Here is a 630-nt window from a genome sequence, read left to right as displayed (position 1 = left end):
CCGTAGCGCTGGTGGCGATCGCCAGCCTCGGCAAGTTTGGCGGCGCCTTCATCGGCGCCGAGCTCTCCGGCATGAGCCGCGCCGAGGGCATTGCGGTCGGCTGCGGCATGAACGCGCGCGGCTCGACCGAGGTCATCGTCGCCTCGATCGGCCTGTCGATCGGCGTGCTCTCGCACAACCTCTTCACCATGATCCTCACCATGGCCGTCATCACCACCTTGGCCATGCCGCCGACGCTGCGATGGACGCTCGGGCGCCTGACGATCGGCGAGGCGGAGAAGAAAAGGCTGGAGCGCGAGGAGGTCGACCAGCGCGGCTTCATCGCCAATCTGGAGCGGTTGCTGGTGGTGGTCGACGAGGGCGTGGTCGGCCGCTTCGCCGCCTACCTTGCCGGCGTAGTCGGCGCCGGCAAGCCGATGACGGTGCTGCATGCCAGCGGCGAGAGCGAAGCCGAGCCCGACGAGGCGGCGCATCTGGACGAGATCGAGCGGGGCGCCGAGGAAGGCCGCGAGGCGGCACTCCAGGCCGACCAGGAGCCGGCCCGCGAGGCCCCCGTCACCCGTCGCCGGCACGAAGCGCCGCTGTCGGCCGAGGCGGTGGCGAAGGAAGCCCGCAAAGGCTACGGCGATG

At 70.8% G+C, this 630-nt stretch carries 1 protein-coding gene; it reads left to right on the top strand.

Going from position 1 to position 630, the window contains the following annotated elements:
• A partial coding sequence (locus tag EOA29_RS39140; RefSeq protein ID WP_189479175.1) for a cation:proton antiporter occupies nucleotides 1–630 on the top strand: 630 nt, incomplete at both ends.

This window comes from Mesorhizobium sp. M1E.F.Ca.ET.063.01.1.1, from assembly GCF_003998155.1.
Taxonomy (GTDB): domain Bacteria; phylum Pseudomonadota; class Alphaproteobacteria; order Rhizobiales; family Rhizobiaceae; genus Mesorhizobium.
Note: the sequence above shows the minus strand (reverse complement) of the source record. Positions and strands in the feature narration are given on the sequence as shown.